Here is a 24,301-nt window from a genome sequence, read left to right as displayed (position 1 = left end):
CACAGAGTGGCAATCCGCGACTCCGTTACCGCCAGCAAGCCCCTGATCATCCGGGCAGCGATCGTCACAGCCGTCACAGCGCTGCTTCACGTACTCGTCGTTGTTGGGGCTCTTCCCCTTGACGTCGAGGCCGAGCGCGCGATCGCTGACGCGGTCGATCTGGTTGGCACCGCTGTTCTCGTTGTGTGGACCCGCGGCTCTGCGGCACCGTCCATTCGCGACAGCGAGATCACCAAGAGCTAACAACGAAAGCGCCCCACCCGTTGAACCTTGCGGGTGGGGCGCTTTCGTCGTATGTGGACTTAGCCGCGCTTCCCTTGCTCGATCTCGTCAAGAGTCCTGACCACCATGCCGGTCTTGCGACCTGGCGCCGGCCGCCTGGTCGCGCTTGTCGAGCCCTCGGTCTTCCGAGCGGCTGTTCTCCCAGCCCCAGCCTTCGTAGCTGCCTTGGACTTGGCCGCCTTCTTCACAACCACGCCAATCTCACCGAGAAACTCTTCAAGCCGCGCGGCATCCTCGTCGCACAAGTCCTTGTCGACCGAGCGCGCACCGCTGCCGATCGTGTGCAACTGCGCCGGCCTGTCCGGCAGCTGGCAGAGGTCGCACACAGTTAGGCTGATCTTCAACTTCGACCTCCCTGATTCGCCGAGATGAGATGTTACGCTGCGCCACATCGCTTGGTGTAACCTTGACAGGCTCGTTTGGGTCGTGCCAATCTTACACACCGCAAGCATCCGGCAAAGCGGCTGTCCGCGCTTAAAGAAGGAGGTGCCCCATGCCCGCATCGAAAATCCAGGATGAACAAGAAGTCATACGCTGGTTCGAGGAAGGCCGGACGTATCAATGGATGTCCGAGCAGTACCTCAAGAAGTACAACATCGAGACCGTGCCGTCCATGTGGAGCAACTTCCGGAATAGGCGCGGTCTTGATCCACGCATTGCCCGCGACAGCGGACTGATTCCGTGGAAAGTGAAGGCTGAACACCAATTCGCCTACCCCGTCGCAATGCTTCGCCTTGAAGCTCGGGTGCGCGCCGGCTTCAAGCTACGCGACAGCGATGCGGCCAGGCTGCAGAGCTGGCGCGAGTCCCTCGACGAGAACAACGCCGTGGTGCACTACGACCCCGACACCGACGAGGGCTTCCACTACATTCCACGCGGCGGCCCGGACGACGACATCACGGATGACGACATCATTCGGGACCCAAAGACAATGCCGAAGGGCGGCAAGGCGGCAGGCGATTGAGCCACCCGCTTGCCGCCGTTAGTTATCACAGACCGGCACGGTAGCGCCACAAGATCGAATGTGATGATCACCGCCCCGGCGATCTGCACCCTGCAACATGATTGAAGTTACAACTGGTTTACTGTTCGAAGAGGATCGCCACGCAGCCTGGGGGGGCCGCAGCCGCAAGGTTGCGCCGCGTGCAGACAGTCCACGCATCGTCGCACTGGACTTGTCGTTGTCGTTTGACAAAGTTGCACACCCCGCGTTGACTCCGTTCCTGCCAAGGTTTCACACCGAAGCGCGAAGGACGCGAAGTTGCTCAACACACCTACCGCTGCCACGGCGGCTTGTTCCGAGGGGACTCAGACCGAAGGGCTCGCAGCGCGAAGACAGACCGCGCGAACCCTGGCCGTGTGCGAAGAAGGCCACGTGATGGTCTACCTCGATGTCGGCGAGTTCGACTTCCACATCGACGCGGCGCCCGAGGCACGGACATGCAGAATCCGCCTCGCCCTGAGCTTGACGCGACAGCTCGGTTTCCAGCCGATCCCTGTCGAGGAGTGCGAGCCCGAACTGCTCGACAACGGCTGGACGCGCATGTACCTCGCGCCCATCGAGCCGACTCCTGACACTCCAGAAGACGCAGATCACTGGCAAACAGTGATCACGACGATCCCCATGCAGGTGCGCTTTTGACCCTTGAACTTCCAACACGCCTATCCTTCAGCGCAAAGTCGCTTCTCACGGACTGCGGCGAACGGTTCCGGCTAGAACGCCTCTACAAGATCCGCGGCGACACCTGGTTCGCCACCGTCGCAGGTTCAGCCATCCACGAGATCACCGAACACCTCGACTTGGTTGAGCTCGGCCGGCGCATCGGCGAGACGCCATCCTTCAAGTCGGTGTTCGACCGCCTCCTCGCCGAGGAGCGCGCGAAGGGCATCGAGGTCAACCCCTCAGGCAAGGTGCTGAAGTCCATCAGCCTGCGCGGGGGTCCCAACAAGAAGGACTACGACTGGTGGCTGATCTACGGCCCCAAGTTCGTCGAGAACTGGGTGAGCTGGAAGGCGCAGAGCGCCTGGAAGCTTGCCGTCCTGCCTGACGGCCAGGCCGCGGTCGAGGTCAGGATCGACGACCCGATGGGAGGCGACGACCACCTGGGGTTCATCGACCGTGTTTACATCACGCCCGAGGGGCAAGTCGTCGTAGTGGACCTGAAGACAGGCTCAGTTCCCTTGTCCGCACTGCAGCTTGGCACCTACGCCGTGGGGCTGTGGCGGAAGTACGGCCTCCTGTCCACCTGGGGCGCGTACTGGATGGCCGGCAAGGGCGAACTGACCAGCCTCAAGGACCTGTCCCTCTACACCGAGGAGTACATCGACGCGCAGTACGAGATGGCCTGGAACGCAATCCGGGCTGGCGTCTTCCTGCCGAACGTGACCTCGCTATGCAGGGCATGCGGCGTGCGAGAGTTCTGCCGCGCCGTTGGCGGTGCCCGAGCCGTCGAAATCCCCGTGCGGGACGAGTTGCAGCCCGCGCAGATCGTGAGCCGCACCACAGATGTCAAACTTGCACACTCTCCACTCAGTGTGTAAGTTTGACCGCAGATACCGAGAGGAGCTCGCACCGCGTGAGCATCGAGCACATCGGCCGCCACATCACGGTGACCATCAAGTACGGCAAGGACTACGAAGGAAGCCAGGCCATCTTCAGTGGCCAGGTCGGAGAAGTCCGCGAGGACATCTGCGCGTTCTTCGGCGTCGAGTGTGAAAGTTTGTCAAACCTGTCGTTGAACGACATCGTGGTGGACATGACGAGCCTGGCGCACGGCGTCAGCAACCTCGCGTCCATCCTCGGCGCGGTCGCGGTCGGTTCGCCGCCGGCCACGGAGACCGTCACCGAACCTGCTCCGGGCGAGGACGTTTGGGCGGGCGCCGACACGTCCACTCCCCCGTGGCCGACCGACAAGCCCGCAGAGAACCCGCTTCTAGCGCAGATCAAGACCGCACCGTCCATTCCGGACCTGCAGCGGATCTGGGCGGAGAACCAGGCAGCGTTCGCCAACGGCGACCTCATGGACGCCTACAAGCAGCGCGGTCGCGCTTTGAAGGCTGCAGCCTGAGTCCGCGGTCTGCGCACTACTTTCTGCTGTCGTTTCTTTTCTCCGGCGCCCTTCTGATCGGCGCCGCCTGGGGCATCTACGAGCTCGTGTGGAACGCGCCGTGCCCCGTCCTCATACCCACACGCGAGGCACATGCGCTGCCTTCGCGATGTCGGTAACCCTTTTTCCTGCTGTACAACGATCTAGGAGATCAACTTAGTGGCTCTCAACTTCATGGACATCCCCACGCAGGGCGGCGGCTGGTTCAAGCCGAAGGACAACGTCGGTGCTGTGGCAATCCTTGTTGAGGTGAAGCAGTTCGACCGTCAGCGGCCGACACCGAACGGCCCGAAGGACTCCGCGTTGGTGGACATCTCGGTGTTCAACTCGAAGTCCGATCTGGACACCGGGTCGCCGGTAATCACGAAGGGAACGCGCGTCGAGCAGACGGTCCTCGCCCGCGACCTGGCCGGCATTGTTGGTGGCGCGACCATCGTCACGGTGGTGCAGGTGCCGGCGTCGAAGCCCGGAGCGCACCCGGCTTGGGTGTGGCGTCAGGTCGATGGCGCAGTGCGCCAGCAGGTGATCAGCTACGCGACCAAGCGCGAGGCGCAGGTCGAGGCCGCTGTTGCAGCGGCGCCGGACTTCGACTGATGGCCGAGACGCCTGCGCGGCGAGCTCCGCGGTCGACACCAGCACAACCGGTTCTCGGCAGGGTCGTGCACTACGCGACCGCGACTGAGGGAGCCGCACGCGCCGCGGTGATCACCGCCGTCTACGAGGACACCGTCGATCTCGTCGTGTTCAACCACTTGGGGGCGAACCCCATCACTGATGTGCCGTTCGCCGACGAACCGACTCCCGGTCACTACAACTGGCCTCCACGGGCCTGAGAGGAGGCGTGGCAGGTGCTGACGCCCGCGCGGTCGTTGAGCCTGCACGCCGAGTCCGGCCGTGAACTTCCTCGGGTGCCTGCATTCTCGGCTTTGTACGCCAAGGGATGCAGGCCCCGTCATGGGGAAGTCATCATGATCGCCGGACGGAGCGGCACCCAGAAGTCCGGCCTCGCGCTGTTCTGGGTAGCACAGATGAACCTGAACACCCTGTACTTCTCCGCGGACATGAGCGCCTTCACCGCCTCGTCGCGCCTCGCCTCGATGTTCACGGGCGACAGCACCGAGGAGGTCGAAGCAGGCATGGCCGCGGGCGGCACGCACCGTGCGCGCTACCTGGACGCCCTGGAGCACTCCCGCATCACCTTCAGCTTCGGCTCGCCCATCACGTGGCGCGCGGTCGACGAGGAACTTGAGGCCTACGTCGAACTCTGGGATGCGTATCCCGAAGTGATCGTCTTCGACAACCTCATGGACTTCGAAGGTGCGGAGAGCGACTACACGGCGCAGATGGCGGTGATGTCGAGTGCGACGGAGCTCGCCCGCGCGACGGGAGCGACGGTGATCCTGTTGCACCACGCCAGCGACAAGTCCTGGGAGGCCAAGTCCGACCCGTGGACTCCTCCCTCGCGGGACCAGGTCAAGGGCGGCCTCAGTGAGAAGCCTGAACTGTCGTTGTCGGTCGCGCTGGACCCGATGTCGCTGGAGTACAAGATCGCCGTCATCAAGCAGCGCATGGGCCCTAGCGATCCCACGGCACGCTCGTTCGCGACGCTGCTGTGCGAGCCGAACAAGACCCGTTTCCACCCCTACAGCCCATACGGGCCCCCTTCAGCATTGGCAGGTGTGTAACTTTGGCTGACGTTGCCAAGCGCAACGCGCGGAACAGGCGCCGAGGTGCCCAGTGGCAGAGCGACCTCCGCAACGGACTGCGGCAGGCCGGCCTCGACGTCGAGCGGCTTGTCCTGACCGGCAAGGAAGACGAAGGCGACCTCGTGGTGCGCGACTACCTGAACCCAGGTGAATTCGTCGTGATCGAGGCAAAGGCCGGCGCGATGCACGCCGCCGAGTTCGTCCGTCAGGCGATCACGGAGGGCGGACATTTCGCCGCGCACCGCGGCCTGGACCGCGCACGGGTCTCAAGCATCGCTGTCGTCAAGCGGGCCGGGCTGAATTGGAAGGACGCCTACGTCCTGACCACCGTGGGCGACTACTTCGGGTTGACGCGGTGACCTGGCATCCGGAGACCACGCTGACGGAGAAGTTGGCCGTGGCGTTCGACCTCACGCTCGACCCCGAGTTCTCCATCACCGAGATCCACGCCGTCGAGGAGTTCTTCGAGCGCCCGCCGAACCCGCTGGCCGAGCTCGGCGACGAGCTGTCCGCGAGCGTCCTGCGCGGTCGGCGAGTCGCGTGAGCGACGACGAGCGCCCAGACCTCGCCGCGGTCCTGGACCACTACGTCGTCGAGCGCTCCAACCGCGTCACGCACATGGTCCGGTGCCCGCTGCACGAGGACCGGACCCCCTCCATGTCGGTGCACCTGGAGAAGAACCTTTGGCGCTGCCACTCCTGTGGGAAAGGCGGCGACAGCTACAGCTTGATCATGGAGAAGGAGGGCCTCGACTTTGTCGGAGCACGAGCCCTTGCAGCCTCTCTCGGCTTCGCAACGGGAAGCGCTGGAGGAGGCGACGACGAGCTATCAGGCAGCCGTTACGGCGGACGCCGCGCGGTGGCTGGTCGCTCGGGGACTCGGCAAGCAGGCGGCGGATACGTTCCGGCTTGGCGTCGTCGGAAATGACCCGTTCCCCGGACACGAGAAGTTTCGCGGCTGGCTCGCAATCCCGTACCTGGACCGCGACAACGCGCCCCTGACGATCCGGTTCCGCTGCCTTCAGGAACACGATCACCGCGCCCTCGGGCACGGCAAGTACATGACCCTGAAGGACGATCCGCCGCGGGTGTTCAACATCCGCGCGATCCACACCGCGGTCGACGAAATCCACATCGCCGAGGGCGAGATCGACGCTATGACGCTGACGCTCGCCGGCCTGCTCGCGATCGCGATCCCTGGGGCGAACGGGTGGCGAGCCCACCACCGCCGGATGCTCGCAGGATTCTCACGCACCTGGTCGTGGGGCGATCCTGACGCGGCGGGGGCCGAGTTCAACGCGAAGGTCATGCGATCCCTGCGCTCAGCGAAGGGTGTGCGCCTACGCGAAGGCGATGCCAACGAGACCTACCTGGCAGGTGGGGCCGAAGCCCTGCACGCGCTGGTCCGCCCCCTGGAGCTCGCGGCATGACCGAGCTCCTGCCAGGAACGCCTGGCCGCACGCTGAATGCGTTGTGGGACTCGCTGGACGACACGCAACGCGCAGCACTGCGTCCCCATCTGCTGGGCGGCACCTCAGCCGACTGGCTGGCCGAACTGCTGCGCGAGGCCGGCCGCGCCGTGTCCGCCTCGACCATCCGTACCTACCGACGAGCACTTCATCAGAAGGAGGTGTGAAACTTTGGCTGATGTTCTGACAGAGCGACTGCTCGCCAAGCCCGTGGGCCCGTTCATCGCGCCCCGCGTGACCAATCCGGAGCGGGACTTCACCCGGCAGGTGGAGATCGTCGGCGACCACGCCGCGGTGACCGTGCGCGGGTCCACAAAGGAGACCGACGAGAGCGCTGCTGCGACGCACCTGCGGAGCCACGGCGAAGACCCCGCTCTGTGGACGGCAACCGGCTTTCGCTCCTCGGAGTGGACGATGCCCAACGGGGAGACTGGCGTGTCCGCCCGCTACACGTTCACCCGACGACCCACCGCAGAAGTCGAGAGGCTCCCGCTCGACGAGCTGCTCGCCGACCTGCAGCTGCACGAGCCGAAGGCGGACCGCGCCATCGGTGACCACGGGTTCATCGTCGCGTTGGGCGACATGCAGTTCGGCAAGATCGACGGCGACGGATTCGCCGGCACGCTCCACCGCACGATCGCCTACCTCGACAAGGCCGCGGACGCGCTGGAGAGCTACCGGCTTCGGTTCGACATCGGCCACGTGCACATCGCGTGGCTGGGCGACCACATCGAAGGGTTCGTGTCCCAGGCCGGCGCGAACGTCTGGCGCACGCCGCTCACGCTCAACGAGCAGATCAGGCTCACCCGCCGCGTGATGCTCTACGCGCTCAGCCTGTTCGCCAACTCCGCGAGCAAGGTCTCGATGGCCGCGGTGCCTGGCAACCACGGCGAGGCCGTTCGCCTCAACGGCAAGGGCTTGACGCGCTTCGACGACAGCCACGACACCGAGTCGTTGATCGCCGTCGCTGATGCGGCGGAGCTCAACACCGAGGCGTTCGGTCACGTCGAGTTCTACGTCCCGCAGACCGACGAGCTCACGGTCGTCGTGCCCGTCGCCGGCACGGTCGTCGCCCACGCGCACGGGCACCAGTGGAAGCCCGGCAAGCACTTCGACTGGTGGCGGGGCCAGGCGTTCAACGCCGACTCCGCCATGCACCAGGCCGACCTCCTCCTGGCCGGCCACCTGCACCACGAGCACGTCGACAGCGACGGTCGCCGGTTGTTCGTGCAGCCGCCAGCGATGGAGTCGGAAAGCACGTGGTGGCGGCACGCCAAGGGAACGACTGGGCACCCCGGCCTGGTCGTCGCGATCACCAAGGACGGGGTCACGAGTCCCCTGGAGGTAGTGCGTTGAACGAGCTCGACTGGACCCTGCTGGACGAACCCGCCGTGCGGCGAGCGATCGGTGCCGCGGTGAGCTCCGCCGGCAGGTCGTTCGAGGGCATCACGGAGCTCGACGACCTCCGCCAGGAGGCCGCAATCCTCGTGGCATCTAACGCGACGAAGGTCCGTGGGTACCTGGAGGACACCACGAACCCCGGCTACCTCAGCAAGTGGTTGTGGTCGCGCCTCGTAGACCTCATGCGTCCTCACGCGCGCAAGGCGAACAGCACCATCCCAATCCAGAGGCTTGAGGCGGTGCGCCTTTGACCTACACCCCGGAGCTGGTCGAGCAGCTGCTGCCGACCGTCTGGGACCGCACGTGGGCGTGGGGCATGGCCAACCCTCGCGCCCCGGACCCAGATATGCCACGAGCCTCCAACGTGATCTCGCATGGCGGTACCTACTGGGCTCACCTCGCGGACATCCGCACCGCTTGGGACACAACGATCATGCCTCGCGAGGAGCGCGCAGCGCTCTTACTCAGGCACGGACTTGGATGGACTCAGGAGGAGATCGCCCAGGTTCTACTCGTCAGCCAGCGAGCGATCAGCAAGCGACTGTCGCGCGGTCTCCAACGACTTGTCGACCACCTCAACGACTGACTCACGAAGCCCCTGTCAGAATTGATGGCAGGGGCTCCACTTGTTTGAAGTGACGCACATCACAGCCTCCCTGCTGTCGTTTTTGGAACACCTCGCGGCTAGAGGGTGAGAGCACGAACACCTCACCGACCTGGAGAACAGATGGCACCGAGCGAGTCTGAACAGAACCGGCCCGAACCGGCCGGTGACTTCGCCTGCCAGCACTGCGACCGAGAGCTGACGCCCAGTTCCGTTAGGTTTGCGCGCCGAACTACGCGAAGCCCTCACGGGCCGCAGCTGTCGAACCGCGAGATGCACCAGCTCGTCACAGGCACCGTCTGGAGTGAGTCCGCCCGGCAAGCCTCAGAGCTGCTCATGCTTTGCGTGGACTGCCATGCAGCGCTCGACGGCGGCGAATTTGATGTCGCCCACGTTCGGTCCGCCGACAGCAGCTTCAACGTCGACCACATCGGGCAGGCGGTGACTGGCCTTGCTGGCACGTTGGAGCGGACGGCTACCCACCTCAACATCGACCACATCGGGCAGGCGCTGGCCGACGTTGCCGACATGCTGGAACGGACGACCAGCAACCTCAACGTCGACCACATCGGGCAGGCCGTAACCGACGTTGCCGACATGCTGGAACGGACGACCAGCAACCTCAACCTTGACCACGTCGAGCTGGCCCTGGTCACACTTGCTGGGGTGGCGCTGGTGGGCCGCGGGGACAGGTCGGTCACCGCATTCCTAAAGCAGCGCAATGACAACCCGGCCGTCCTCATCGATCCAGCGAACTACTCTCGCTCGTCCTACGACCTCGAATACTCTCTCTCCACCGCAACGTTCAATCGTTGGCACCACGTCGGGCGCAATCGCTGGGAACTCGTGGCCGAGTTGGCCAGCCAGCACGACGCTGGCAAGGCGTCGCCAGCGTTTCTGCTCACCGCCGCTAGGCTCGCTAGCGATGCAGCCCTTGACGCATGGTCTGCCGCGGTTGAGGTACGGCAGACATATCTCAGCCCTGCCACGCCGCTCGAAAGCAGAGACCATGCCGTCCGCAAGTTCGCTTGTGACTGGCTGGGCTGGAAGGCCAGCGTCCCAGAGGAAAAGATCGAGGCGCTGGTCGACGCGCTATTGAGCGATGCGTGGCCATCTGCACCTGACACAGACGGCCCTGCAGACGTTCCAACGCTCCTGCGGGGATTGGTCAAGGATCACTACCGCAACTGGCGTCCGTACGACGTCGGGCAGATCAACGGGATGTCGATCACCTCGCACTCAGCCTTGGTGCACACCGCGAACGGCGAGACCGTCGAGATGGGAGACGTTCTCCCTGGACCCGATCTCGACTTCACTACCGAACCGCGCATCATGCGCGTAAGGAACGTACTTGCAGAGCTGGACCCGCTTGAGCGCGAAGTCTGCTTGACCTACGCCACCTGCGAGGGAAGGAAGAGCTGGAAGCGAGCCGCTCGACTCAACGGCCTCCCCGACTCGTTTGGCGAGAACCGTGTTCGCCGCGTGATCAAGACGCGCCTCCAGGGCCTCCAACGCACCTGATGTGCCGCTCGTCAAACCTCGAAGCGCCACGCGAATCCACATTCCGCCAGGCATGGAATTCGAGACCGCCAACCCCCATAATCGAACCCATGTTCGATGACCTGAAGCCGGAGGCGCCGCGGGCGCACGGCCGCCAGGTCTGGTGCAAGCCGCCGAAGGCCGTCTGGGTCGACCTGGGCGCCGCGTTCCCCATCGGACGACCCCGTGAGCACTTCGCGGAAGGACTCGACCTCCAAGCGCGCGTTCCCGGCGAGCTGCTCTTCTGGGAGAAGACCACGACCGGCCACTGGGTCGGCTACGTCTCGTTCGTCATGCCCAAGTCGCACGCCGGCGTGCGCGTCTCGCAGTTGGTGATCGAGTATGCACTCTCGCTCCGCGAGGACGCGCCCGCGCGCCCCCAGCGCTCGACCGAGCGGCGCTGAGGGCGGACAAGCCCGACTAGCCTGGTATTGTGGACTCACCTAGGGCGTGAGCCCCGGCGAGTACAAGCGAGTAAGCGGGCCCAACAAGGTTGGGAACGCGGAAAACTCAGGGCTCCCGAGGACCTCAAAACGCCCAGGTTGGTGCTCCAAGGCCCGAGATGACTTGAAGTCGCGAGGGGCCACCCGAAGTTGGGGCACCCGAACGGAACCTCGGAACGCAGGTACACGCAGGGACCACCTGGACAGGTGGCTAGGCACTTCGGGACTGGTCGCCGGACAGGTGTGCGCGTGTCCTGGACTCAGCTCGGCGACTTGGCCGCCGCGGTCGGCCCGTGGTTCGTCCTCGGCATGCTCGGCCTGTTCCTCGTCTGGGCGTTCTTCCTCGTGTGGATGGTGCTCAAGTCCTGCGGTGCGAAGACGACTGACCGCGACGTGTCGGTGAAGGTGCGCCCGTTTCCGTGGCCTCGCGTCGAGATTGAGGTCAAGGCACCACCTCCCGCACAACCTGCCACAGCAGACGAGGCCACCCCGGCGATCGAGGCCGTCCAACCAGCCGCTCTGCCCGCGCCCGACGCCGCCCGGCCTGCTGCGCTTCCCGCGGCGGGACCCGTTCAACAGCCCGCGGCCCCCACTGCATGAGGGAGTTCAAGCCCGCAACGTCGCGCAATTCGGCCCCACCACCGCCACGGTGGCAGGGCCGACACAGCGCTGTTTATCAGTGCTCGCGACCGAGGATGATGTGCGGGTAGCCGCGCATGATCTGCTCGCCCAGCTCGACGTTGAGGGACTCGATGAACTCGTCGAGGCGCACGACGGCGTCGTCCACGGTCTCGAACTCGCCCTTGAACTCGAACTCGACGAAGTCGCCCGCGCTCTTCACGTGGTCGAACGCGACCTCGACGTCCGGTAGCTTCCACTCCTCGCGGGTCTTGTCCACGGTGACGAGTGTGGTGAAGCCCGTGGCCATGAGAACGTTGCGCACCGCCTCGACGTCACCAACGGTCGACTCGTACTCGTCAGCGTGGGTCTTCTTGATGGCCTCCACCGGGTGCCAGAGCTTGTAGTTGATCGACGAGCCGCGCGCCTCGGTGCGCAAGCGCACCCACTCGGAGATCGCGGCCGGCTTCAGGAAATCCCGCTCCGGGTCAGGGTGGTTGAAGTACTCGTCGACCTGGTGGGTCGGCTCGGCCGGCTTCGCGCCCAGCTCGATGAGCCTCGCCTTCAGCGCATCCGGGTCGGGCAGGGCGAACTTCTTCTCGACCTCGATGTACTTCACTTCAAGTCGCCTTCCTCGTCGGGGGTGGAGTGCAGGAGGGTCCGGATCTCGGCGAGCTGCTCGTCGGTGAGCGGGTCGCCCAGACACGTGACGTTCGTCTGTATCTGTGCAGCGTGGCGGAAGCCGGTGAGCACGATCGAGTCGGGTGCGGCTTGCAGGGCGTAGCGCAAGGCGACGCGGGCGAGCGCTGGCGGGTTGTTGCCGAACCGCTCGCGAAGGGGCTCAAGCTTGGCCGCGACGTCTCGCAGCGCTTCCGGCACGAACATGGGGTCCGTGCTTCGGTGGTCAGTCGGGCTGAACGTCGGCAGCCGGTCGGGGTCGTAGCCGCCGAGGAGGACGCCTTGACCGAGTGCCTGCTTGATCACCACTCCGACATTGTGCAGGCGAGCGAACGCGAAGATGTCGTTCTCCTCAGGCCCGTACAACGGGCTGAGAAGGTTGAACCGTGCCTGAACAACGTCGGGGGCAATCTGTTCAAACAGCTCGATGAACCTCGCTGATTGCGCAGCCTGAGGGACATCCTGTTCGGCCCACTGCTGAGCGAAGACGTGCGGCGCACGCAGTCCGATTGCGCCGATGACGCCGTCTCTATGCCAGCTAGTCATGAGCTTGACCGCGTCCGGAAGATATCGGTCATCCTCGCCGAAGTCGTTGCTGTGGAACGAGTAGAGGTCCAGGTGGTCGGTGCCGAGGTTCGCCAACGTGGTCTTGAGCTGGTGGCGCATCTGATCGGGGTGGTACGGATGCGCGCCAGTGCCGGCGAAGTAGCCGACCTTGCTGGACAGCACGAGCTTGTCGCGACCGACCTCTTTCACCAGGCAGCCGAGGAGCCGCTCCGAGCGGCCCATGCCGTAGACGTCCGCGGTGTCGTAGAAGTCGACGCCGAGCTCGTGCGCCATGAGCAGCGCGGCAAAGGCCTCGTGTGGATCGACGCCGTCCCAGCCGATCGGTACACCGTTGTTGGAGGCTGGACCGCCGATGGTCCAACATCCGGCACCGATCGCGGCGACGTCCTTGTTCAAGCCGGGGAGCGTCCGGCGTTCCAGGGTGGGCAAGGTGGTGGTTCTCCTTGTTCAGGTTCCGCACGGGTCGCCGGCGTTGATGAGCTTCCAGTCGTGGTTGCGGGTCCAGCGGTCGTGCTCGCGCTTCAGAATGTCGCGCTGTTCAGGGGGGAGGTCATCGCACACGGCGGCGACGATCGGCTCCAGAGTGCTGCGCAGGTGTCGCATCATCGTGTCGACTGTCGCGGCGCACACCTCGTTGAGCTCCAGCTTGTCCTCTGCATCTTCGTCGGTGCCCTCAAGGGCATGGAGCATGCCGCCGAAGACCAGGTAGGCAGTCTCCTTGAGTACGCGGCGCATGTCGCGCACGCTGCTGTAGGCCAGCCCGTTGAGGATCTTCTCCAGGCTCTTGAGCGTGTAGTCGAGAGCGAAGTTCCTGTCGATCCACAACTGCGACCAGAGAGCAAGTGTCCCGATTCGCCAATCCTTGTAACGAGCCTCGACTCGTCCGAGGGAGGGCTCGGGTTGACCAGTAAGGCCAGCCTTCTCGGCCAGGCGGGTGTAAGCCGCGCCGATCAGACACTCCATGCCGACGAGCATGTAGCTAATGCCGTTATAGAACGGCCTGCCGGCCGAGTGCCGAGCGACCCACTGCTTGTCCCGCACGCCCTTCACGATCTCGTCAACCGTGAGGTGCGGTTGCGGCTTCATCAGCAAATCGGTGCGCCCCTGGAACAGGTAGGTCGCACGCAGCTCGTCCGCAGACATCAGATGGTCGAAGGTGATGTAGGTGAACCGCGGCGGTACTCCCAGCGCGGTGAGCGTCCGGATCGCCAAGGCGTTCTGCTCACTCGTGGTTTCCTTGTTGAAGCGCGCCAGGATCGAGGTGACACCCGATTCCACGCCGAACAGGCAGCGTCGCAGTCCGCGGGCGACCAAGCCGCGCCACATCTCCGCGCGCTCTCTGTGCCAGGCGTCGTCCCGATCCAGCCGCACCACCTGATCGACGCGGCACGAGGTCTCCCAGTCGAATCCCGCGTCCGTCAGCAAGTCTGCGGCCTTGAGCGCGCGCGGAACAGCATCCTCGCCCCTCCCGATGAACTCCTCATCCACCAGGTAAAGAGTTCGGCTGCGATGCGGATACCTGTCGAAGATGGCACCGATCTCTTCCAACATCCAGGGCATCGACTCAGGCGCCGCGCCGAACCACTGTCCTTTGTGGCTTCTCGGGCAGAAGGAGCAGGAGTTGGTGCAGCCCCTGCTGAACTCGATCTGGGCGACTCCATTGTGTGCGAGAGTTTGGTCGAGCAGGTCGAGCTCGGGCAGGATGTCCGACTGCGCAAGGTTCGGCACGATTGCATTGCGGCGGCGTCCGATCGTCACCGTTCCAGCGCCTCGTGTTGCACCGGTGTAACCCGCTCCGCGAACGTGTTCGAGCGGCAGATCCTTGTGCCAGTGGGAAAGCACGTCGGCGATGGTGGCTTCGCCCGCGGCGCGGCTGATGATGAGATTGGGGTAGCGCTCCAGCAACATCCGCTCATTGCGGGCCGTGAGGCTCCCGCCAGCAACCAACATCGGCGGCGAATCAAGCGCAGTCACCGCATCGCACAACTCGGTCATCAAGTCGTACTGGCCAAATGTCGCAGAGATCCCGAGGATATCCGTCCACCCGGATGCGGCGCGCTCGACGACCTCGTGCAGCAGTGCACCGAGCTGCATGTCCATCAGCTCTACCTGCCCGAGGAGTGCAGTACGGGCAGAGCGGGCGAGGTCCGAGATCCCCAACGGGAACCTGGGGAGCGGGAAGTGCTCTGGGTGGTAGAGCGCAACCAGCGACAACCGCGGTCGCTGCATCCGGTACACGGCCTCCGCGCTAATCTGCCCGCCAGAGATCCACTCTCCGGGCGTATCCAGAAGCAGGTGGTTGCCATGCGTCCAATGTGGCCAGTCACGACTCACGTGTGGGCGGCCGGACAGGTCGGCTACGGTCCACGATCCACCGTCGGGTTCGTGCTGGATCAGCACAAGCCTCCGGTCCAGGGTGCCGGTCACAATAACGGCGTGTTGCCCGCCAAGGTGTTCCATCAGGACACGCTGGATAGCGTTGGGGTCCGCCAAATCGACGGTCCACAGCGGTGACCGCGGTGGCGGCGCCTGGTTGGTGATGCTTCTGAAGGTGTGCATCAGGCGATCACGCGGCGACAAGAACGAGTCGCGCATCGAATCCTCCGGTGCTGGCAGGGAAATTCGGGCAGCCGAGATCGCCGGACGCCACGAACATCCGTTGTATGTGGGGAGTTGAGAGGCGAAGACGCGCGTTCTGGGGGTAGCGCGTCTTCGCGCTCTATGTGACCGCCGATGCGGGGGTAGGCGGTGAAGATGTGGATCACGGCGCAGCCGCGCAGTGCCTAAGCAGCCTCGCCGCGGCTAGTCACCCTTGCTGTGCTTAGCTTTCGTCACGATGGGCTCGGTGTCGTCGGTGATCGCGGTCATCACGATCGTGTCGAAGCCGTTGCCGGGCCAGTCCCAGGTTATGCCTGCCTCGTCCCACACGAGGCGCACTGGGCGACCTTCAGAGACAGCGTCCTCAAGGAGCTCGGCAACGGTCATACCCCACTCGTTGCCCTCACGGTAAACGTGTTGAGAGGCCACGAGCTTCATCGCCAGCGGTGATCGTCCGCGGTCTCGCCTACGGCCCTCAGACACGAGGTGCACCAGTTGTTGTTGGGCGATTTGGTGACCTCGTCGAGGATCAGCACCCCGCCACACTCGGCGTCCACTGTGCCGTCGCCGGGACCGTCGACTTGAGTCTTCAAGATCGCGTGGCACTGGTTGTCGCGCGGCGACGTCCACCAGACATGCTTGCCGCTCAACGGTTTTCCTTGCGCGCAACGTCGCGAAGGCGAGCCTGCCCGCCATATGTGTAGAGGCTGGTCGCACGGATCGACGCACCGAGCCGGTCACGAGCAGCCTGCCAAGCTGGGTCTGCTGCGAGCGAATCGAGTCCCCCGCTGCCACCGGCCAATGGCGGTGGCTCTCCGGTTGGCAAGGACATGGTCGGCGCCTCCGTTCACGTACGGAGCGACCCGCACACCGCGCCCTTGAGGATGCGGGTCGCTTCTCGCACACCCGCGCACTGCGGCAGCCGGCCGGATCGGCAAGGCTTCGGCTCTAGCAGCGCGAGGTGCAGTGGACACGGCGTCACGGCCGGATCGTCGGGGCTGATCCAACCGTGACACCGCAGCATGCGAAACGACGGCGATGCACCCGAGCAATCGTCTGAACAGCGCAGATAGCACGTAGCGTCACCTCCTGTTTCCAAGAGGTGACGCTACAAGTACTTTTCGTACGGGTCTAGCACTAAAAGTGCGTTCACTCGAAAGGGCTAATCGACGAGGCGCTCCTTCAGGTCGATGAACGCCGGGTCGTTGGCCGCGGAGGTTTCACTGAGATCGGCCAACAGCTTGTGCACAAGGGGATGGCTGCGAACCTGCTCTGGAGCCAGTTCTTCAGCTGCAGCAAGTGCGACCATGACGCCGGAGACGTTGCGACGCTGCTCATGGGCACGGGCGAGGTCGATTAGAAGCCGCACCTGACGTTCTGCCGACAAACCAGAGGCATCCAGGGCTTCACCGACTCGGAGGGCACGGCCGGCATCTCCGAGACCTAGCGCGATGGAGACCTCGTGTAGTCGCACGTTGGTCGGCCCGAACTCGGTGTCGTAGTCGTTGCGATCCTCACCGAGCTGCTCTGCAAGCCGTGCCGCCACATCCAAGTGGGCATAGGCCCTGTCTGCGTCGTCGCTGCGGCTCGCAAGGACTGCCAACTGGAGGTTCAACGCTCCCCGAAGCGAGTGCACGGACGGGTTGTCCGCCATGTCAAGCGCCATAAGCGCTTCGTCAGCATCCTCGGCGGTCGAGCGGGCAAGTTCCAACCACCGTGCACTGTGAAAGACGATCGTCAGGCGAAACGCGCCTTCCGCCATCAACAGTGGATCGCCCGAGCGTTCTGCCCTGCTGATAGCGCGGTCAGCAGCTACCCACGCCGCAGCAGTCTCGCCGAGCTTGGACAGGACGGCGGCAGCCGCGTGATACGCCTTTGCGAGTGCAGCGAAAAGGCTCGTCTGCTCATCCGCAGTTGCGACTCGTGCGGCGATTTCCAGCTGCGGGAGAAGGTCGAGCAGTTTCTCTCCCAGCTCGCGGTAGGACGAACCGTGAGCCAGCTCCCAAGCCCGCTTTGCCCCATCGAGCAGGTCGGCTGTACCAACATCACGATCAGACTCGAAGGGGCGCCCTAGCGTGGAGCGAAGCGCACTACTCGCAGTGAGAGCCAGCGCAAGATCGCTAACAGCTTGAGGCTTCCCAGACGTGGCCGCCTCGACGATGGCCGCGGGCTGGAGCTCCGAGATAGGAATCTCCAGCACCTCGGCGACTATCTCTAGCACCGACATTCGGTCGATCTTGCGAACGCCGCGCTCAACTTGACTCACCCAGGACTCGGACCTCTTGATCCGCTTCCCGAATTCCTTCTGCGACAGCTCCAGCTCGACGCGCTTGGCGGCGATCTTGGCGCCGACGCGCCGAGCCTCATCATTCACCCGTGATCAAGCCTTTGCCGCCGGTCGGCGTGAGCCAATCAACCTGGTGGCTCTCCAGGTACTGGTCGCGCTCGGCAAGAAAATGCTTCACGTGCGGCTGCTGCTCGTGCGCCTCGAAGGCCGTGCGGTCCGCGTAGACCTCGTAGAACGCCCGCGACAGCGGCGCATCCTTGATCGTGTGCACGATGTAGTGCAGCGTGCCGGGCTCCTCAGATTTGATCAACGGCGCGGTCTTCGCGACCAGCTCATCAAAGCCAATCGCCGCGGTCTCATCCTTGAGCTCGAACCGCACATAGAGTGCAAACATCGTGCCTCCTATTGGGCGAACCGTCCGCACGAAGTGTACGGCACCGCACTCTGTGTATCACTTGGCACGAAAGGTGCGACAGGGGTCCTGGCAGGTACTCGCCAGCAGCACGCGAGGGCTGCCCAGCACGGCGAAGATCGCGAGCACTACCCCTCGGCAGGAGGGAGGGCTCCCTTGCGCCATCCGTGCTGGGCGGCTTCCGACGCCACCGTGCTCGCCAATTTGCCCGCTGACCGCGCCTGCCGATAGTGTGCCGACGAAGACTTGCTCTTTGGCGTTCCCACTGGTCAGAGCGTGTCTGTGCACCGCCCTCCGGAGGCGGGAGCGCAGGTTCGAATCCTGCCGGGGGCACCTCGAGAAAGGCCCGCGACCAGCTTGGTCGCGGGCCTTTTCCGTGCGCCTCGCAGATGTCGCCCACATGATCTGACAGTGCTCAGGCAGTCACGTAAGGTGACGAGCCTGGAGAAGCTGGGCGGGCGGAGGACGGCGTGGCCACCGGCACCTTTCGATGGGGGCTGCTCTTCCGCGCTCTGTGGCTCGCGGTCTTCACGCCGATTCTGATCGGACTGCTGGTCGGCGGGATCTTCGGCCACCCCGTGTTCCTGGGCGTGTTCGTGATCTGGCTCGGCGTCCTCGCCTGCGTGCTGCGCGCTGAAGCATTGAACTCCCAGGCACGTGCGCAGGTGTCTCCCGATGCGCGGCTGTTGGGGGCGCGGGCAGGGTGGATGCTGCTCGCGCTCCTGCTCGTGTTCGGGAGTGCCGGGCTGATTCGGGCGGTGCTCGGCTGACGGGCTTGCGCTGAAAGGGTCGCGCGCCGGCAGGTCTTCCTGGACTGGACGCAACCGGCCTCCGGTGTCCGGCGCTGGCAGGATGGGTGCCGGGAGTCGTGCTCGGCGGACGCGCGTTTCCCTTTCCCGGCTTGAGGATTGGACGCAATGGGACGCTCGTCGGTGTTCACCTTCCAGTACATCGCCATCGACACGGAGGCCGGTGTCACGCCGGAGGAGTTCGAGACCTTCGTGCGTGCTGAAGGCGTGCATCTGCCCCTGTACCCAGGGTGGCGGTGGACTTTGCTGCGCGGGTTGCGCGGGGAGCGGGCCGGGCAGTACCTGATGTTGTTCGAGATCGAGAGTGCTGAACAGCGCGATCTCTACGTCACGGCCAGGGGTGAGCAGACCGCGTTGGCTCGGCAGTTCTGGGCGGAGCACCCCGAGGCGGAGGCCGTGCTGGCTCGGTGGCGGGGGCTGGGCACGTTCGGTGAGTTGCCCACGTTGTTCACCGACTACCGGCTGCTGGCCGACAACCCGCGGAGCACGGTCACGCCTGGGCCCCGCTACCGCGACCGCGCTGGGGAGGCGTCTGTCGCCAGGGTCGTCGGGATTCACAACCTGGCGTTGCGCTCCGGGGTGACCGAGGAGATGTTCGACCGCTTCATCGCCGAGAACCACCACCGGATCGACGACTACCCGGACTGGCGGTTCCACGTGCTCAAGGGTGAGCGGGGCAACCGGCTCGACCAGTACGTGATGATGATGGAGATCGCCAGCCTGGACGCGCTGGACGTCTTCTACCCCGAGCCCGACATCGCCACCGGCGAGGCCGCGGAGTTCGCGGCCGCTCACCGCGACACCAAGCAGATGTACGAGGAGTGGAAGCAGCTCGCCTCGTTCTCGGGGTCGCCGCAGATCTACACCGACTACCTCGCCGTCGCGGAGAACCCGGCGTAGCCGGGCACGCTCGGCAAGGACTTCAGGACTCCCGCACCAGTGCGGTGAGCTGTTCCGCGACTGCGGCCGGTGCGGGCATCTCGGCGATCTGGGCGGCCGTCGCAGCGGCGACCTCACGGGCTGCCGGATCGCTGAGCAACCGGCCGGCGGCCTCGGCCACGGCGTCGGCGGTGACCTCCTGACCGACCAGTTTCGCGGCCGCACCGGTGTTTGCGAGTGCGTCCGCGTTCACGAACTGGTCGGCGCCCTGAGGCAGCAGCACCTGCGGCAGACCGGCGGCGAGCGTGCCGAGCACGGTGCCCGTGCCGCCGTGGTGCACGACGAGGTCCGCTCGCCGCAACACCTCTGCCTGCGGCACGAATCCGGCTACCCGCACGGAGTCCGGTACGTCGCCGAGCGCCGCGGGATCGCCTGGCCCCAGCGCGACCAGGACGTTCACCGGCAGCCGCGCGAGTCCGTCGACCGCCGCGCGCACCACCTCGGTGGCGCCGAAGGAGACGGTGCCGAGCGTGAGGTAGACCAACGGCCGGTCCGAGGGCACGCGCGGCATCGGCACGTCGAGGTCGAACGCGGCGGGGCGCTGGCGCAGCACCCTCGGCAGCGCGGCGACCACGGGATCGCGCACGACGTCCGGCCACAGGTCGACCGCGACGTCCCCCATCAGCAGGTCGGCCGGGGTGCTGTCCCACAGCCACGCGAGTTCCGCGGCCGCGACCTGTTGCACCTCGGGCGGCAGCGACCGTCCGATCACGTGCGAGACGGCGGGAACTCCCGCGTCCCGCGCGGCTTTCGCGGCACCCACGTCGCTCTGCTCGTAGATCACCAGGTCCGGCCTGATCACCGGCAGCAGCCTGGTGAGGTCCGCGACCGTGGCGCGCGGCAGCAGGTCGGCGAACATCGTGATCATGACCCGGAACACGTCGTCCCGGCCGTGCCGGCGGAACGCCTCGGCCTCCGCCTCCCTGATCGAGATGCCCGAGGGGTGGACTTCGAAGCCGAGCGCCCGGACCTCGCCCAGGAAGGCCGGTCCCGTGGCGAACACGACGTCGTGACCGGCGTCGCGGGCGGCACGGGCGAGCGGGACCAACGGGTACAGGTGGCCGTAGGCGGGGCGGCACGAGAACAGGATGCGCACTCACCCCACCCTAACGATCAAAGCTGACAGCTCTGGTGGACCGCTTTCAGGTCAGCGTGCGCGCTGGTACTCCTCCCAGGTCTTGATCGGGATTCGGGGCCCGTCGTCGGGGCGGTGGTTGGCGAGGCCGTTGAAGCCGAGGTAGTAGTCACCGACCTGGTTCTGGGCCTGGGTGGCCTGGTCGGTGTCGTTGATCGCCACGGCGTGGATGTGCCACGGCCAGTTGCCCTGGGACGGGCTGCGAACCCAGGCGGCGAAGCCGACCTGGCGCAACGCGCGGGCGGCGGCAGTGCGGGTGGCGGCGGTCATGCCGTCGACCTCGATGTCCACGGCACCGCCGCCGTCGTGGGTGCCGGCGGAGGTCGGGTCGCCGCCGGGGTTGTAGGAACCCTGTGACAGCACGAGCCGGCGTCCCAGCAGGCGTTCGGCCTCGGCGAGCATCGCCTGGGTGCGGGTGTTGACGACGTACCCGTCCCGCTGCACCTTCGAGCCCGGTTTGAGCACGTGGGAGACGGTGAAGCGGCTCTGGCCGAGCGCGGCGAGCGAACTCGCGCCGGGCAGCCCGTTCGCGGCCAGGCCGGTGTAGCCGAGCGAGCGCTGGTAGGCCGCGTACGCCGTGACGGTCGTGGTGCCGAAGTAGCCGTCGACCCAGCGGGCGTCCAGCAGGTCGCGTGCCTGGAGGGCCCGTTCGACGGCCAGCACGGAGTCCTTGGCGCCCGGTGTCAGCGTGTTGTCCGCGCGCCGAGGATCGATCTGGGCCGCGAGGACGGTGGCTTCCATGTTGACGACGGGCAGCGGGGCGGCCGAGGCCTGCGTTGCGGTCGACGTCAGGCAACCCAGTACAGCCAACGCCGCCAACGCCGCCGTGGCGCTCCGGGCCTTCATTTCTGTCTTCATGTGGGCAAGGCTCGTAGATGGCGCTGACAATGCTCTGACACGACGGGTGAGCACAGGAACGCGTCACGCCTGTGCGGCCAGCCAGTTGCGCCAGGTCTTGCGCCTGATCCTCACCTCGGGGTGGTCGGCGAGGTGGAGGAGGAACCGGGCCGTGCGCGGGTTGTCCTCGACGGCCGTGAGCCGGTCGCGGAACGCGGCGTCGTCGAGGTGGCGGACCAGGAGCGCGAACATCCAGTCCTTGCAACGGTAGGAGCGGTGCAGGACGTCGAGGAGGAGGTCGGTGGCCTCGGCTCGTGCTTCCGCCGGCAACCCGAACTTCCCGAGTTTGCGGAGCAGTCCTTCCTTCCACGTCCACGGCGACCAGGTGTCGGCCCTGCGCCACTCGTCGGGGAAGCACGCCTCCCGCCACCAGTTCTCGGTGACGTGCCAGCGCGCGACCGCGGACGTCGTCGTCCTGATTTCCGCCGACGCCGGGGCGTGCGAGCCCCGGCGTCGTCCGGAGAACGTGTCAGCCGCGGTGCCACTTCTGGTTGGCGCCGCCCACGCAGTCCCACATGTGCAGGACGGCGTCGTTGTTCGGGTTCCACTCGGCGATGTCGACGCACTTGTTCGCCTGCGGGTTGACGAGGTCTCCCGCACCCGACAGAACGAACTGCTGCGCCGGGTTGCCCGAGCAGGTCGCGAGCTGGACGGCGGCGCCGTTGTCACGGGAACCCCAGGCCACGTCCACGCACTTGTTGTTCTCGGTGCGCAGGGTGCCGTTGACCCACTCGAACTTCTGGTTGGTGCCACCCGTGCAGTTCCACACGATGAGGCGCTGGCCGTCGGCGAAGTTCCAGTTCGGCACGTCGATGCACTTGCCGTGCCAGTCGCTGACGATGCTGCTGAAGTTCGGCGGTGGGGTGGAGCCGCCGCTGAACGGGGTGAGGATGATGCCGGCCGAGCGCGGATCGCCGTCGTGCACCAGGGATTCCTGGGCCTGCACGTCGTCGAACGCGAAGCCGTACGCCTTGCCGTCCACCATGTTCTGGTGCACCAGCTTGGAGTAGTGGTTGGTGATGGCGCCCTGGTAGAAGTCCGCGGGGCCGCCGCCCGGCTGGGTGGTGATGCGGTCCAGCGTGGTGCGGTGCAGTGCGGCGCACAGGGTGCGGGCGATCGGGCCGACGATCTGGTCGTTGGGGGCGTGCAGGGCGCCGTCGCAGCCCCAGACGTTCGAAGTGGACGGTTTCGCGAACGACGCGACCTGCTGGCCGGCGGAGTTCGTGAAGTTCATGTTGTTGCCGGAGGTGCGGCCGAAGTACTTCACGTCCGGACGGTCGCCGAACGGTTGCACCGTCAGGGTTTTGCCCGTGTAGGCGTTCCACGCCTGGTTGATGTACGGGTCCAGGTAGTTGCGGTCGAAGTTGCCGACGTCGGCCGCCTTGCCCGGCGCGAGGACGCGCAGGACGGTGCCGTCGCCGCGGGTCATGATCGAACCGCCCCAGCCGGCCTGGCCGCGGATGCCGTTGATGACGGCGTCACGGCCGCCTGACTTGAGCTCGCCGGTCTTCTTCGTGGCGCCGCTCGCGCCCGTCACGGTCACCGCGTGCGGCACCGCGAACATGTCCACCTGGGAGCTGTTGAGCCAGAGACCGGCGTCGTTGTAGGTGAACTCGCTCCAGTCGAACAGGATGCCGCTGTTCGGGTCGCCGCCCGCCCACGGCGCGGGTTGCACCAGGCCGTCGGGCGTCAGGAAGAACTTGAGCTTCTCGCCGAACGACATGTAGACGCGGCCCGAGATGAACCGGGGCACGCGCAACGTGGTGGTGCCGCCCTGGCCCGGCCCGGCGATCGACACGTCCGGCGCGGGGGTGGGCGGGTTGCCGCCCGGTGACCACGGCGTGAAGGTGCCGCCCTGGTTCACGAACCCGAGGCGGCCGTTGCGGATGTCGGTGCCCAGGACGTACAGGTGCACGGACTCCGATCTGCCGCTGTTGTTGGTGACGTTCAACGGCAACAGGTCAGGACCGATGGCCTGGGCCGGTGTCATCGCGATGGTCGCCGATGCGGTCGCCGCCAGTGCGGCGAGCGCGCTCAACCACTTCGTCCGAGTGCGCATGTGACTCCTTGTGCAGGGGGTGCTCCGCTGGCAGGTCACCGACCGGGAACCGCAGGAGAGGTCGGTGCACTCCGTTCCGAGAACTGGTCCAGACCGGTTATGAGAGCGCTTCCATGGTTGTTCGCAGATGGGAGCGATGTCAATACCGGGCCGGAACCGGGCACGGTCCTGATCACGGTCGGGCGAGTGCGACGAGACCGTCGGTGCGGTGCGGCAGGCTGGGTGGATGACCAGCGAGGTGCGCGAGTTCTGGGACCGGCACGCGGCGACGTTCGACGAGGAGCCTGACCACGGACTGCTCGACCCGGCAGTGCGCGAGGCGTGGACCCGACTGCTGGTCCCGCTGATGCCGAAACCAGAAACGCGAGTGGTCGACCTGGGTTGCGGCACCGGCAGCCTGTCCGTGCTGCTCGCGCAGGCCGGCCACCGGGTGAGCGGGGTCGACCTGTCCGGACGGATGGTCGCCGCGGCACGGGCGAAGGCGAAAGCAGCCGGGGTCGAGGCCGAGTTCACCGAGGGCGACGCCGCGAAGCCGCCGTACGAGCCGGGAACCGCGGACACGGCTGGTGCTCGTCGAGGGGCGCTGGTCGACGGGTGCCGGGCTGACCGCAGACGAGTGCCGGCGGCTCGTCCTGGGCACGGGAAGAGAGGCCGAGGTCACGCGGCTGGACGACCCCGCGTTGTGGGGCGGGAGATCGACGACGAGCGGTACCTGCTGGTCAGCTAGATTCCGGGGTAGTCCCCTTCGCTTT

General features: G+C 65.9%; 33 protein-coding genes and 1 pseudogene. 22 read left to right on the top strand and 12 right to left on the bottom strand.

The annotated features are described in order from the left end of the window. The first annotated feature begins 6 nt into the window (after positions 1–6). Positions 7–243: a hypothetical protein gene (locus JNUCC0626_RS40080; protein ID WP_394615872.1), complete on the top strand. Its 237-nt coding sequence runs from the start codon at positions 7–9 to the stop codon at positions 241–243. Between the two features lie 59 nt (positions 244–302). Here JNUCC0626_RS40080 and JNUCC0626_RS40075 read toward each other — a convergent pair whose 3' ends face one another. Further along, positions 303–626, bottom strand: a complete 324-nt coding sequence (locus tag JNUCC0626_RS40075; RefSeq protein WP_394615871.1) for a hypothetical protein — start codon at positions 624–626, stop codon at positions 303–305. A gap of 149 nt (positions 627–775) precedes the next feature. On the opposite strand from JNUCC0626_RS40075, the gene JNUCC0626_RS40070 reads away from it, so the two are divergent. From JNUCC0626_RS40070 to JNUCC0626_RS39985, 18 genes and pseudogenes are all read left to right on the top strand, one after another. After that, complete coding sequence (locus JNUCC0626_RS40070) at positions 776–1,246, top strand: hypothetical protein (protein WP_394615870.1); 471 nt, start codon at positions 776–778, stop codon at positions 1,244–1,246. Between the two features lie 411 nt (positions 1,247–1,657). Continuing rightward, positions 1,658–1,924, top strand: a complete 267-nt coding sequence (locus JNUCC0626_RS40065) for a hypothetical protein (RefSeq protein ID WP_394615869.1) — start codon at positions 1,658–1,660, stop codon at positions 1,922–1,924. Next, positions 1,921–2,823, top strand: a complete 903-nt coding sequence (locus JNUCC0626_RS40060; protein ID WP_394615868.1) for a RecB family exonuclease — start codon at positions 1,921–1,923, stop codon at positions 2,821–2,823. The genes JNUCC0626_RS40065 and JNUCC0626_RS40060 overlap by 4 nt, the downstream gene beginning before the upstream one ends. A 35-nt stretch (positions 2,824–2,858) precedes the next feature. Continuing rightward, the gene (locus tag JNUCC0626_RS40055) at positions 2,859–3,350 is read left to right on the top strand and encodes a hypothetical protein (protein WP_394615867.1); all 492 of its coding nucleotides are present in this window, start codon (positions 2,859–2,861) and stop codon (positions 3,348–3,350) included. A 198-nt stretch (positions 3,351–3,548) separates the two neighbouring features. Further along, the gene (locus JNUCC0626_RS40050; protein ID WP_394615866.1) at positions 3,549–3,983 is read left to right on the top strand and encodes a hypothetical protein; all 435 of its coding nucleotides are present in this window, start codon (positions 3,549–3,551) and stop codon (positions 3,981–3,983) included. Next, positions 3,983–4,222: a hypothetical protein gene (locus tag JNUCC0626_RS40045; protein ID WP_394615865.1), complete on the top strand. Its 240-nt coding sequence runs from the start codon at positions 3,983–3,985 to the stop codon at positions 4,220–4,222. The genes JNUCC0626_RS40050 and JNUCC0626_RS40045 overlap by 1 nt, the downstream gene beginning before the upstream one ends. Before the next feature lie 15 nt (positions 4,223–4,237). Continuing rightward, positions 4,238–5,074: an AAA family ATPase gene (locus tag JNUCC0626_RS40040; RefSeq protein ID WP_394615864.1), complete on the top strand. Its 837-nt coding sequence runs from the start codon at positions 4,238–4,240 to the stop codon at positions 5,072–5,074. A 2-nt stretch (positions 5,075–5,076) separates the two neighbouring features. Next, positions 5,077–5,454 (top strand): hypothetical protein, encoded by a 378-nt coding sequence (locus tag JNUCC0626_RS40035; protein ID WP_394615863.1) that lies wholly within the window; start codon positions 5,077–5,079, stop codon positions 5,452–5,454. Further along, positions 5,451–5,639 (top strand): hypothetical protein, encoded by a 189-nt coding sequence (locus JNUCC0626_RS40030; RefSeq protein ID WP_394615862.1) that lies wholly within the window; start codon positions 5,451–5,453, stop codon positions 5,637–5,639. The genes JNUCC0626_RS40035 and JNUCC0626_RS40030 overlap by 4 nt, the downstream gene beginning before the upstream one ends. After that, positions 5,636–5,806: pseudogene (locus tag JNUCC0626_RS40025) on the top strand (CHC2 zinc finger domain-containing protein); the annotation flags it as partial. The gene JNUCC0626_RS40030 and the pseudogene JNUCC0626_RS40025, both read left to right, overlap by 4 nt. Positions 5,807–5,849: 43 nt before the next feature. Beyond that, positions 5,850–6,524 carry a toprim domain-containing protein gene (locus tag JNUCC0626_RS40020; protein ID WP_394622277.1) on the top strand — a complete coding sequence of 225 codons (675 nt, stop codon included), beginning with the start codon at positions 5,850–5,852 and terminating at the stop codon, positions 6,522–6,524. Continuing rightward, positions 6,521–6,730 (top strand): hypothetical protein, encoded by a 210-nt coding sequence (locus tag JNUCC0626_RS40015; protein WP_394615861.1) that lies wholly within the window; start codon positions 6,521–6,523, stop codon positions 6,728–6,730. Before JNUCC0626_RS40020 ends, JNUCC0626_RS40015 begins: the two co-directional genes overlap by 4 nt. Before the next feature lie 4 nt (positions 6,731–6,734). Further along, a complete protein-coding gene (locus JNUCC0626_RS40010; RefSeq protein WP_394615860.1) occupies positions 6,735–7,919 on the top strand; it encodes a hypothetical protein in 1,185 nt (394 codons plus the stop codon). Next, a complete protein-coding gene (locus tag JNUCC0626_RS40005; RefSeq protein WP_394615859.1) occupies positions 7,916–8,215 on the top strand; it encodes a hypothetical protein in 300 nt (99 codons plus the stop codon). The genes JNUCC0626_RS40010 and JNUCC0626_RS40005 overlap by 4 nt, the downstream gene beginning before the upstream one ends. Then, a complete protein-coding gene (locus JNUCC0626_RS40000) occupies positions 8,212–8,550 on the top strand; it encodes a sigma factor-like helix-turn-helix DNA-binding protein (protein WP_394615858.1) in 339 nt (112 codons plus the stop codon). Before JNUCC0626_RS40005 ends, JNUCC0626_RS40000 begins: the two co-directional genes overlap by 4 nt. A gap of 291 nt (positions 8,551–8,841) precedes the next feature. Beyond that, a complete protein-coding gene (locus JNUCC0626_RS39995; protein WP_394615857.1) occupies positions 8,842–10,089 on the top strand; it encodes a hypothetical protein in 1,248 nt (415 codons plus the stop codon). 89 nt (positions 10,090–10,178) lie between these two features. Then, the gene (locus tag JNUCC0626_RS39990) at positions 10,179–10,511 is read left to right on the top strand and encodes a hypothetical protein (RefSeq protein WP_394615856.1); all 333 of its coding nucleotides are present in this window, start codon (positions 10,179–10,181) and stop codon (positions 10,509–10,511) included. Between the two features lie 288 nt (positions 10,512–10,799). Continuing rightward, the gene (locus tag JNUCC0626_RS39985) at positions 10,800–11,150 is read left to right on the top strand and encodes a hypothetical protein (RefSeq protein ID WP_394615855.1); all 351 of its coding nucleotides are present in this window, start codon (positions 10,800–10,802) and stop codon (positions 11,148–11,150) included. Between the two features lie 76 nt (positions 11,151–11,226). Here JNUCC0626_RS39985 and cyaB read toward each other — a convergent pair whose 3' ends face one another. The 7 genes from cyaB to JNUCC0626_RS39950 form a co-directional block, all read right to left on the bottom strand. Then, positions 11,227–11,787: a class IV adenylate cyclase gene (cyaB, locus tag JNUCC0626_RS39980; protein WP_394615854.1), complete on the bottom strand. Its 561-nt coding sequence runs from the start codon at positions 11,785–11,787 to the stop codon at positions 11,227–11,229. Then, positions 11,784–12,809, bottom strand: a complete 1,026-nt coding sequence (locus JNUCC0626_RS39975) for an aldo/keto reductase (protein ID WP_394615853.1) — start codon at positions 12,807–12,809, stop codon at positions 11,784–11,786. The genes cyaB and JNUCC0626_RS39975 overlap by 4 nt, the downstream gene beginning before the upstream one ends. Before the next feature lie 51 nt (positions 12,810–12,860). Then, positions 12,861–15,008, bottom strand: a complete 2,148-nt coding sequence (locus JNUCC0626_RS39970; RefSeq protein WP_394615852.1) for a B12-binding domain-containing radical SAM protein — start codon at positions 15,006–15,008, stop codon at positions 12,861–12,863. A 207-nt stretch (positions 15,009–15,215) separates the two neighbouring features. Next, positions 15,216–15,350, bottom strand: a complete 135-nt coding sequence (locus tag JNUCC0626_RS39965) for a hypothetical protein (protein WP_394615851.1) — start codon at positions 15,348–15,350, stop codon at positions 15,216–15,218. Between the two features lie 95 nt (positions 15,351–15,445). Further along, positions 15,446–15,661 (bottom strand): hypothetical protein, encoded by a 216-nt coding sequence (locus tag JNUCC0626_RS39960; RefSeq protein WP_394615850.1) that lies wholly within the window; start codon positions 15,659–15,661, stop codon positions 15,446–15,448. Positions 15,662–16,173: 512 nt separating this feature from the next. Continuing rightward, positions 16,174–17,385: a helix-turn-helix domain-containing protein gene (locus tag JNUCC0626_RS39955; protein ID WP_394615849.1), complete on the bottom strand. Its 1,212-nt coding sequence runs from the start codon at positions 17,383–17,385 to the stop codon at positions 16,174–16,176. Further along, on the bottom strand, positions 17,378–17,692 hold the full coding sequence (locus JNUCC0626_RS39950) for a putative quinol monooxygenase (protein WP_394615848.1): 315 nt from the start codon (positions 17,690–17,692) through the stop codon (positions 17,378–17,380). The genes JNUCC0626_RS39955 and JNUCC0626_RS39950 overlap by 8 nt, the downstream gene beginning before the upstream one ends. A 488-nt stretch (positions 17,693–18,180) precedes the next feature. On the opposite strand from JNUCC0626_RS39950, the gene JNUCC0626_RS39945 reads away from it, so the two are divergent. After that, a complete protein-coding gene (locus tag JNUCC0626_RS39945) occupies positions 18,181–18,480 on the top strand; it encodes a hypothetical protein (RefSeq protein ID WP_394615847.1) in 300 nt (99 codons plus the stop codon). Between the two features lie 147 nt (positions 18,481–18,627). Further along, positions 18,628–19,419, top strand: a complete 792-nt coding sequence (locus tag JNUCC0626_RS39940; RefSeq protein ID WP_394615846.1) for a hypothetical protein — start codon at positions 18,628–18,630, stop codon at positions 19,417–19,419. A 22-nt stretch (positions 19,420–19,441) separates the two neighbouring features. Here the strand turns inward: JNUCC0626_RS39940 and JNUCC0626_RS39935 are convergent, their stop codons facing one another. The 4 genes from JNUCC0626_RS39935 to JNUCC0626_RS39920 all read right to left on the bottom strand — a co-directional run bounded on the left by JNUCC0626_RS39935 (position 19,442) and on the right by JNUCC0626_RS39920 (position 23,549). Then, the gene (locus tag JNUCC0626_RS39935; RefSeq protein ID WP_394615845.1) at positions 19,442–20,554 is read right to left on the bottom strand and encodes a glycosyltransferase; all 1,113 of its coding nucleotides are present in this window, start codon (positions 20,552–20,554) and stop codon (positions 19,442–19,444) included. A 51-nt stretch (positions 20,555–20,605) separates the two neighbouring features. Then, positions 20,606–21,451, bottom strand: a complete 846-nt coding sequence (locus tag JNUCC0626_RS39930) for a peptidoglycan-binding domain-containing protein (protein WP_394615844.1) — start codon at positions 21,449–21,451, stop codon at positions 20,606–20,608. 63 nt (positions 21,452–21,514) lie between these two features. Beyond that, on the bottom strand, positions 21,515–21,760 hold the full coding sequence (locus JNUCC0626_RS39925) for a hypothetical protein (RefSeq protein ID WP_394615843.1): 246 nt from the start codon (positions 21,758–21,760) through the stop codon (positions 21,515–21,517). 199 nt (positions 21,761–21,959) lie between these two features. Then, on the bottom strand, positions 21,960–23,549 hold the full coding sequence (locus tag JNUCC0626_RS39920; protein WP_394615842.1) for a glycoside hydrolase family 64 protein: 1,590 nt from the start codon (positions 23,547–23,549) through the stop codon (positions 21,960–21,962). A 226-nt stretch (positions 23,550–23,775) separates the two neighbouring features. Between JNUCC0626_RS39920 and JNUCC0626_RS39915 the strand changes: the two genes are divergently transcribed. Next, on the top strand, positions 23,776–24,276 hold the full coding sequence (locus tag JNUCC0626_RS39915) for a class I SAM-dependent DNA methyltransferase (protein WP_394615841.1): 501 nt from the start codon (positions 23,776–23,778) through the stop codon (positions 24,274–24,276). The last annotated feature ends 25 nt before the right edge of the window (positions 24,277–24,301 follow it).

The sequence above is a fragment of the Lentzea sp. JNUCC 0626 genome, from assembly GCF_043632865.1.
Classification (GTDB): domain Bacteria; phylum Actinomycetota; class Actinomycetes; order Mycobacteriales; family Pseudonocardiaceae; genus Lentzea.
The sequence above is the reverse complement of the archived record's forward strand: the minus strand, read 5'-3'. Positions and strand labels throughout refer to the sequence as shown.